General features: G+C 35.6%; 7 protein-coding genes. All 7 read left to right on the forward strand.

All coding sequences use genetic code 11. The features are described 5' to 3' along the window. Positions 1–37: 37 nt before the first annotated feature. The 7 genes from AAEY78_RS04610 (at position 38) to AAEY78_RS04640 (ending at position 8,516) form a co-directional block, all read left to right on the forward strand. Positions 38–1,117 carry a DegT/DnrJ/EryC1/StrS family aminotransferase gene (locus AAEY78_RS04610; protein WP_352337691.1) on the forward strand — a complete coding sequence of 360 codons (1,080 nt, stop codon included), beginning with the start codon at positions 38–40 and terminating at the stop codon, positions 1,115–1,117. Beyond that, the gene (locus AAEY78_RS04615; RefSeq protein ID WP_352337692.1) at positions 1,114–2,370 is read left to right on the forward strand and encodes a glycosyltransferase; all 1,257 of its coding nucleotides are present in this window, start codon (positions 1,114–1,116) and stop codon (positions 2,368–2,370) included. The genes AAEY78_RS04610 and AAEY78_RS04615 overlap by 4 nt, the downstream gene beginning before the upstream one ends. Then, complete coding sequence (locus tag AAEY78_RS04620) at positions 2,360–3,769, forward strand: lipopolysaccharide biosynthesis protein (protein WP_352337694.1); 1,410 nt, start codon at positions 2,360–2,362, stop codon at positions 3,767–3,769. The genes AAEY78_RS04615 and AAEY78_RS04620 overlap by 11 nt, the downstream gene beginning before the upstream one ends. A 245-nt stretch (positions 3,770–4,014) precedes the next feature. Then, entirely contained in the window at positions 4,015–5,043 is a 1,029-nt protein-coding gene (locus AAEY78_RS04625) for a hypothetical protein (RefSeq protein ID WP_352337696.1), read from the forward strand. Positions 5,044–5,069: 26 nt separating this feature from the next. After that, on the forward strand, positions 5,070–6,182 hold the full coding sequence (locus AAEY78_RS04630; protein WP_352337697.1) for a glycosyltransferase family 4 protein: 1,113 nt from the start codon (positions 5,070–5,072) through the stop codon (positions 6,180–6,182). An 18-nt stretch (positions 6,183–6,200) separates the two neighbouring features. Further along, positions 6,201–7,271, forward strand: a complete 1,071-nt coding sequence (gene wecB, locus AAEY78_RS04635) for a non-hydrolyzing UDP-N-acetylglucosamine 2-epimerase (protein ID WP_352337699.1) — start codon at positions 6,201–6,203, stop codon at positions 7,269–7,271. Positions 7,272–7,286: 15 nt separating this feature from the next. Next, complete coding sequence (locus AAEY78_RS04640; RefSeq protein ID WP_352337701.1) at positions 7,287–8,516, forward strand: glycosyltransferase family 4 protein; 1,230 nt, start codon at positions 7,287–7,289, stop codon at positions 8,514–8,516. Positions 8,517–9,196: the final 680 nt, after the last annotated feature.

A 9,196-nucleotide genomic window follows, 5' to 3' on the forward strand; every position in this document is an offset into this window, starting at 1 on the left:
ACTTAGTTGTAGGAGCGGGTAATACCCGGGATAGTGTATGCAATTTATAGATCTAGTCGCCCAACAGGCACGTATTAAAGATAAAATTGATGCTGGTATTCAAGCCGTATTAAACCACGGACAATATATTCTTGGCCCTGAAGTCAGCGAACTAGAAGAAAAGCTGGCTGACTTCACCGGTGCTAAGTATTGCATTACCTGTGCTAATGGTACCGATGCGCTACAGATTGCACAAATGGCCTTTGGTATTGGTCCAGGTGATGAGGTTATTACACCAGGGTTTACTTATATTGCTACTGCAGAAACTGTCGCTCTACTGGGTGCAAAACCTATATATGTTGATGTGTGCCCAAAGACATATAACCTTGATCCACAAAAGCTAGAAGCTGCCATCACATCAAAGACCAAAGCTATTATCCCAGTATCGCTATACGGACAATGCGCGGACATGGATGCGATTAATGCTATTGCTAATAAATATGGCATACCCGTAATTGAAGATGCGGCACAAAGCTTTGGTGCTAGTTATAAAGATAAAAAATCCTGTAATCTAAGTACAGTCGCTACTACCAGCTTTTTCCCCAGTAAGCCGTTAGGCTGTTATGGGGATGGTGGTGCGATATTTACTAATGATGATGAGCTTGCTAAAGTGCTCCGCCAAATCGCTCGTCACGGTCAAGACCGCCGTTATCATCATATTCGTGTGGGTGTAAATAGTCGTTTAGATACTTTGCAAGCAGCTATCTTATTACCAAAGTTAGAGATTTTGGAAGACGAGATGCAAGCCCGACAGCGGGTTGCAGAAACTTATACCAAACTATTTAATGAAGCTGGTATTTCTACTACTCCATTTGTTGAAGCGCATAATCAAAGTGCATGGGCTCAATATACGATTCAAGTAGAAAACCGTGATGAGGTACAAGCCAAACTTAGAGAGGCAGGCATTCCTACAGCAGTACACTACCCTATTCCATTGAATAGGCAACCTGCCGTTGCCTATAGCAATGCAGTACTGCCAGTAGGCGACGCAGTAGCACAAAAAGTAATGAGTTTGCCGATGCATCCTTATATTAAGGAATACGAGCAAGAACGTATTGTCAAGGTACTGATAGAATGAATAACTTAGTCTTACTGACTAGTAGCTTTCCTTATGAAGGTGGTGAACAGTTCTTAGAAAGCGAAATTCAGTATTGGGAAAATACAAAATTCGATAATGTATATATTATGCCTTATCAAGCGAAAGGTAATAGTCGTTTATATCAAAAGAATATAAAACTTATTAAGCCAATATATATGAAATCTAAGGCGAATTATGTGTTATCGAGCCTTTTTAGCCCTATATATCACAAAGAGTTGCTTTCTATAAAAGAAAATAGTCACTTTAAACACTGGCCTCTAAATATTAAATCGGCATTGAAGACAACAGCGTTGACTTTAAGAATTAAGGATTCTTTGGTACATTCCTTAAAACATGTAAATGGCAATATTACAGTTTATAGCTACTGGAATGATGCGTCATTTTATGCAGCTTGTATTCTGAAAAAAAAAGGCATTATCAAGCACATCATTTCAAGAGCGCATGGAGGTGACCTTTATACAGAAAGGCGAACTAATAGTTATATGCCTTTAAAAAAACAGTTTGCTAGTGATAGTGATTATGACAAAGTTTTTTTATTGTCTGAAAACGCTTTGAACTACTACAGTAATATGTACGGTGCTGAATTTCAATCACTTCATGTCAGTAAGTTAGGCGTTGACATTCCTTCAGAAGAATTTGATACAAAGTCAATGAATGGTAAAGTTAAAATATTGTCATTATCATATTGCGTAACAGTAAAGCAGATAGATAAAATCATGGATGCTATAGAAGCTTACGCAAAAATTAATAGTCATTTAATAGTTGAATGGATTCATATTGGTGCTGGGCCTTTATATGATGTGCTAAAGGCTAGATCGGATGATTTGACCTCTCAATATTACAATCTTAAAATAGATTTTGTTGGCCATCTAGTGAATAAAGACGTAAAAGTCATATTAGAAAAAAATCATTTTGATGTGTTTATAAATACTAGTAAGTCGGAAGGTATACCGGTCTCTATAATGGAAGCTATGAGCTATGGAGTACCTGCCATCGCTCCAGATATAGGTGAGATATCTGACCTAGTCAACGAATCTAACGGTTACTTATTACCAAATGGTTTTAGTATTGATGAGATTATTGATGGTATTAATACAATTTTGTCAAAGGAAAAAAAACAAGCTTATAGAACAAGTGCAAAATCTTGGGTAGAAAAGCATTTTAATTCTAGTGTGAATTACCCACTATTTGTCATCCAAGTTGAGAGCGTTGTAGGTTTATATGACTCGTAATAAAATACTAGCCTATGCGATAGGCCCAATTGGCGCGGCTATTATGGGTTTTATTACTCTGCCTATTATCACATGGTTCTATTCTGTCGAGGATATAGGCAGAATATCCATGCTACAGGTAGTGGCGAGCTTTTCAGTTTTGCTATTCTGCTTAGGTTTAGACCAAGCCTACGTACGTGAATATCATGAGCACAATGTCAAACCAAAATTATTTAAAACAGTTCTATTACCTGGTCTTATTCTTAGTATAGTAATTTTTGGCGCTATTTTTATTATTGATAGTCAGCTTATATCTAAATGGCTCTATGATGTTCCTAGTACTTATTTAACTATAATTAGTATTCTCTGTTTTATACTTTCATTGATATCACGATTCTTATCGTTGATTTTGAGAATGGATGAAAGAGCACTAGCTTATTCAATGAGCCAACTACTACCCAAAATCTTATTTTTAGCATCCATTCTTTCTACTCTCTGGCTAGGTCTGACAGCAGACATTTATAACTTAGTCACTGCCCATACTCTATCTATCACTGCTATTTTTGTGATATTTGCATGGAATACTCGTAAAGATTGGTTAAGGGCTTTCAATTATAAAATAGACTTAAAAGAGTTAAATAAGTTATTGGTTTTTGGACTTCCTTTAGTGATTGGCGGTTTGGCTTCTTGGGGTTTAAAGGTTATGGATAAACTTTTTTTGAGAAGTATGTCTACCTTTGCAGAATTAGGAGTATATTCAGTTGCTGTCAGCATAGCTGGTGCAGCAGCTATATTCGCTGGTATCTTTAATACAATTTGGGCTCCTATGGTTTATAAATGGGTAAATGAAGGTGTTAATTTAGATAAAATAGATGAGATATCTGAACATCTATTAGCCGCTATATATTTCATAGTGATATTATCAGGAATGTTTTCTTGGATATTAACCTATTTTTTACCCAAAGAGTATGCTGCTATTGAGTATTTGATTACTGCTTGCTTGCTTGGACCGTTATTTTATACGTTATCTGAAACTACTGGAGTAGGGATAGCTATCGTACGCAAAACAAGCTTATCTATGGTTGCCTCTATTGTCGCTATGTTCACTAATGCATTGGGTAATTATTTGCTAGTTCCCACGTACGGTGCCAGTGGAGCAGCGATATCAACTGCAATATCTTTTTGGGGGTTTTATATAATAAGGACTGAGTTATCTATTTTCGTTTGGAGGAAAATACCGAGGATTAAAACTTACTTTATAATTACTCTTTTGCTTATAGCATCTATAATTTCATCTATACCTACATTAGGTAAAAGCCCTATTATTATATGGTTAGTATTATTAATAGTAGGCATATACATATTTAGAAGAAACATACTTAGTGTTTCTTTTATTCGAAATATCAAGCAAGCTACCTAGATAGTAGTATATTAAACTTTAAAGGGTGGTTGAACATGTACTCTATTCCCTCTATTGAAAAGAGAAGGTCTAAGTTATTTATTTTGTTTATTTTTATTACATACTTATACTTCTTAGTGCCTACAGAGTCATATTCACAAGGTCTTGATTTTGCAATACTAGTAAGATTCTCTGCATGTGGAATACTTATTCTAACTTTACTCTGTTTAAATGGATTCTTCAAATCTGAAAGACTTATTATATGCATGTTGATTTTTTCTTGTTGGTATATTATTTCTGCATTATCAAGCTTTAGCTTGAAATTTTTAATAGCATTTCAAGGGTTATTATTAGGTGTGATTTGGGCTTATAGTTTTTATAGAAAGTTTCTAACCAGCGTTTACTTGATAGACGCTCTTAAGTTACTAATCTATACTTCTTTCCTAGCTTTAGTCTTACAATTTATTTTGTATAATTTTTTTAATTATGTTGATATCCATTCCATAATATTTCCATGGAGTGAAGCCAGATATCAAGAGTCTGAGGGTTTTATAAGACTTGGTGGTATGTATATAGAACCAGGCACTCTTTCCAATTGGATTTATGCTTTATTTCTTTTGTTTTTATTGGTTGAAGATAAGCCTGACACTAAATTAACTTTAGCGACAGCTTTAGCTATGTTATTTTCACTATCTGCATGGGGGGTAGCTGTATCAGGGATAGTATTCATATTCTTTATATTACAGTATAAATTTATAGCTTATGAAGAAGGAAGATTAGTTTTTAAAAGGCGTTCTTTTATTATGCTTATCGTAGGAATTATATCAATATTACTGCTACTATCATTTTTTATAACGGATAGCATATATTCATTTTTAGAAAGTAAGCTTTTATTTGAAACTGGTTCTGGTGAAATAAGGATTGATACTTACAATGAGTTTTTTAAAACCCTTCCAGATATATTATTTTTTGGATCTGGATATGCTTCAGATTTTTGTATTAATTGTAAGTCGCCTCAAGATGCAGGTTTATTCATTATTTTCACTGTCGTTTACGGATTATTCTTTTCTGTATTATTTTTCTTATTAATAGTTTTAGCTTTTTTTAAGAAATACAATTTTAAAGGTATAATCTTGATATTACCATTATTAACTTCTAAAATTTACTATTGGGATTATATTGTATTACTAATTTTCTTTTCAGCATTTTATCAGATATTTTTATTTTCTCAATGCTCGGTTGAGACCAAATTAGCCTATAAGAATTTTAAAAAAAATAAAAATCAATTGCTATAAAGACAAAATTTTTGGAAAAAAATTGTATGAAAAATCTTATTGTTCATCTGACATCAGTACATTCTCGATATGATACGCGTATATTTTTAAAAGAATGTACTTCTCTGGCTGCTAATGGGTTTTTAGTTTCATTGATCGTCGCAGATGGTAAAAAAGATGAGCAAAAAAATGGCATTGCTATTTTTGATGTAGGCGCTTCAAAAGGGCGTTTAGATCGTATGCGTAATGCACCAAGCCGTGTATTTCAAAAAGCACTTGAATTAGATGCAGATATTTATCATCTGCATGATCCAGAGCTTATACCTATCGGCTTAAAGCTTAAGAAGCTGGGTAAGAAAGTAGTTTTTGATGCGCATGAAGATGTACCTAAGCAGTTATTAGGTAAGCCGTATCTAAATAAACCAGCTAGATGGGCTTTGTCTAAAATATTTGCTACTTATGAATATTGGTCTTGCCGTAAGTTAGATGCTGTAGTAGCTGCCACTCCCTTCATACGCGACAAATTTATAAAAATGGGGATAAGTTCTGTCGATATCAATAACTATCCTCTGCTTGCAGAGTTAGCAAGCAGCCAAATTGATTGGTCACAGAAGAAAAATCAAGTATGTTATGTAGGCGGTATTGCTCGTATTCGTGGTATTCATGAAATAGTTCAAGCAATGGCTTTTGTACAACCAGAAACTAGACTTGGATTAGGAGGATCTTTCAGTGAAGCTGAAACTGAAACGATAGTTAAAGCAGAAAAAAGTTGGAAACAAGTAGATGAGCTGGGTTGGTTAGATCGCAATGGCGTACGTATACTTTTAAATGATTCTGTAGCAGGTTTAGTGACTTTGTATCCTGTGATTAATTACCTAGATGCGCTACCTGTGAAAATGTTTGAGTATATGGCGGTTGGTCTACCTGTTATTGCTTCTGATTTTCCACTTTGGAAGCAAATAATCGAAGGTAATAAGTGTGGGCTATGTGTAGATCCCCTAGACCCACAAGCTATAGCAAAAGCGATAGATTATTTAGTTAATAACCCTGAAGAAGCTGAACAGTTGGGGCGTAATGGTCAGCGTGCTGTGTATGAAAAATATAATTGGGATATAGAAGAGAAAAAACTTTTAGAGTTTTATACAAAGCTAGCCGGTTGAAGACACTTAAGGAAAATAATGAAAATATTAACAGTAATTGGTGCACGTCCCCAGTTTATTAAAGCCAGTGTGGTTTCTAAAGCCATTCAACAAGCAGACGGTTTAACTGAGATTCTAGTACATACCGGTCAGCACTTTGATGCGAACATGTCTGATATATTTTTTGATCAGCTAGCCATTCCTCGTCCTGATTACCAATTAGATATTCACGGTGGTAGTCATGGGGATATGACTGGGCGGATGCTGATAGAAATTGAAAAAGTTATATTGCAAGAAGAGCCAGACTGGGTGTTGGTTTATGGTGATACTAACTCTACGCTTGCTGGTGCGTTAGCAGCGGCTAAGCTGCATATCCCTGTGGCGCACGTTGAAGCTGGTTTACGTAGTTTTAATATGCAAATGCCAGAAGAAATTAACCGTATTCTTACAGATCAAATAAGTCGTGTATTATTTTGCCCTACAGATTCAGCTATTGCTAATTTAGAGCGTGAAGGATTTGCAGATAAGCCTATTGAAGTACTGCAGGTAGGTGATGTCATGCAGGACAGTGCAGAACTTTTTGCTCAGCGTGCTACTCAACCGAAAGATTTTTCTATTGCTGATGGTTTCATTCTGACTACGTTACATCGCGCTGAGAATACTGATAACCCTAATCGCTTAGCCGCTATTGTTAATGCGCTTAATCATCTACACCGTAATGTTGCGCCAGTTGTTTTACCACTACACCCACGTACTCGCAATTTGATTGCTGAGCAGGGTTTGACCCTTGACGTGTATTTGATTGATCCTGTAGGTTACTTAGAAATGATTTGGTTATTACAGCGTACAGGTTTAGTGCTAACAGACAGTGGTGGTGTACAAAAAGAAGCATTCTTCTTTGGCAAGGCTTGCGTGACTATGCGTGATCAAACTGAATGGGTTGAGCTGATTGAGGTAGGTGCTAATGAATTAGTAGGTGCTGATACTCATGCCATTATTGATGCTGCGACACGTAACTTAGGCCGTACAGTAGAAGATAAGCATAGTTTGTATGGTGGCAGTGTAGCTGCTAAGCGGATTGTTGAACAATTAAAAACGATGAAAATCTAAAGGGCGGAACATAGCGTGAAAGATACTAAGGTAGTATGGATTATTTACCAATATGCATCTACACCTAAAACAGGTATTGGAGGTCGGTATTTTTACCTAGCTGAAGAGCTAGCTAAACAGGGGCATAAAGTTTACGTAATAGCGTCTACCGCAAATCATTTGTTGCGGGAGCAGCCCGACTTTAAAGAAGATGTGACTTTCGAGCAGATTTCTGGCTTTACCTTTGTTTGGATCAAGATGCCAAAATACGTTGATGCTCATAGTAAGCAGCGCGCTTTAAACTGGTTTCTGTTTGCTAAACGTATTCAGAAACTAAAAAAACTAATCGAACATAAGCCAGATACCATTTTATTCTCATCTCCTTCGCTTATTCCCTTTTTAGGTGCTCAGCGTTTAGCGAATCACTTTTCAGCAAGATTGGTATTCGAGATAAGGGATATATGGCCACTAACATTTACGGAGATTGGTGGCTTTTCTCCTAATCATCCCTTTATACGTTTTATGCAGTGGATAGAGATTAAAGCTTATAGAGATTCCGATCATGTGTTATCAAACCTTAAAAACTCAGTTGAGCATATGGTTAAGCACGGCTTGCAACGAGATAAATTTACTTGGATTGCTAATGGCTTTTCATTAAATGAAGTGAACAAAAAAGTTCCATTAAATGAAGTAGTACAACCACAGTTACCTAAAAATAAATTTATTATTGGTTATACAGGCACTCTTGGATTTGCTAATACTTTAGATATTCTGATTGAGGCTGCTGAAATCCTAAAAAATGAATCCGATATTGCGTTTGTCTTAGTTGGACACGGTCGGGAAAAGGAAAAACTCCAAGACTTGGTAAAAGAAAAAAATTTAAACAACGTTATTTTTATCGACCCTATTCTCAAAGTACAGGTTCAAGCAATGTTAAATAGTTTTGATGCATGCTTTATAGGTTTAATATCTGATCCGTTATTCAAATTTGGCGTATCTCCTAACAAGCTGTTTGACTATTTCTATTCTGCTAAGCCTATTCTATACGCAATAGATTCAGGTGATTACAAACCTGTAGAGGATGCAAAAGCTGGTTTACAAATAGAACCAGAGAATCCACAGGCGTTATCTGACGGTATTTTAAAATTATATAGGATGACAGAGTCTGAACGTAACCAAATGGGGATGAATGGTCGTAAAGCAGCATTAGAGCATTATGAGTATGGAATGCTAGCCAAAAAGCTAGAGACTGTACTTTTCGCTTAACAGTCCCTGCATTCTGGATTTGGGCCTATAGGCTCAATATAACTTATTCCATCCCTATATCTAGCAAAATGTAAGCTTTTATGACGATTACTGATTCATAGCATTAAATGCTTCCGTTAAGCTTCATTCGTTTTATATTAAATCAAAGACATCAGCTGATGCAGTTACTATAGGAATTGAGTGCAGTAAATTATTATATCGCTATTATCAAACCACTTATAGTACATGGTAGTAGCGATAAAGGAAATTATAATACCTTACGAAACGTTGCTGTATATACTTACTATATTCTCTAATATTAATAATTTAGGTAAGTTATTGAGAGCAGTAATAGAAAATAAATTACATGATATATCTCTCCTCAGAACAACGAATATGTGAAGTCTACAGGTACAATATCGTCAATTGCTAAAACCCATTCAGAAAGAGCTATATGTAAAAATTATTAGAATCGGCTATTAAACTCTCAATCTTTTCTAGTTATTAGCAGCAACACGGCTGAATTATTATATGTTGTTGTCCTATTGTCTGCTGCTGTGATCATCTAGAACTGTATTTATCATACTGGGTTTAAAGCGTGGGAGCATCGTCATTGGCTGGTATGAGACCATCCCGAATTCTGTGTAACTGCCATTTAGATTAAATGCCTGCTGATACGGTCATCAAACATAATCATAAAG

The organism is Psychrobacter sp. 16-MNA-CIBAN-0192 (genome assembly GCF_040309565.1).
Classification (GTDB): Bacteria; Pseudomonadota; Gammaproteobacteria; order Pseudomonadales; family Moraxellaceae; genus Psychrobacter.

Coding starts and splice junctions, on each gene's coding strand:
- AAEY78_RS04610 (WP_352337691.1), top strand. CDS start 38: ATGCAATTTATAGATCTAGTCGCCCAACAGGCACGTATTAAAGATAAA.
- AAEY78_RS04615 (WP_352337692.1), top strand. CDS start 1,114: ATGAATAACTTAGTCTTACTGACTAGTAGCTTTCCTTATGAAGGTGGT.
- AAEY78_RS04620 (WP_352337694.1), top strand. CDS start 2,360: ATGACTCGTAATAAAATACTAGCCTATGCGATAGGCCCAATTGGCGCG.
- AAEY78_RS04625 (WP_352337696.1), top strand. CDS start 4,015: ATGTTGATTTTTTCTTGTTGGTATATTATTTCTGCATTATCAAGCTTT.
- AAEY78_RS04630 (WP_352337697.1), top strand. CDS start 5,070: ATGAAAAATCTTATTGTTCATCTGACATCAGTACATTCTCGATATGAT.
- wecB (WP_352337699.1), top strand. CDS start 6,201: ATGAAAATATTAACAGTAATTGGTGCACGTCCCCAGTTTATTAAAGCC.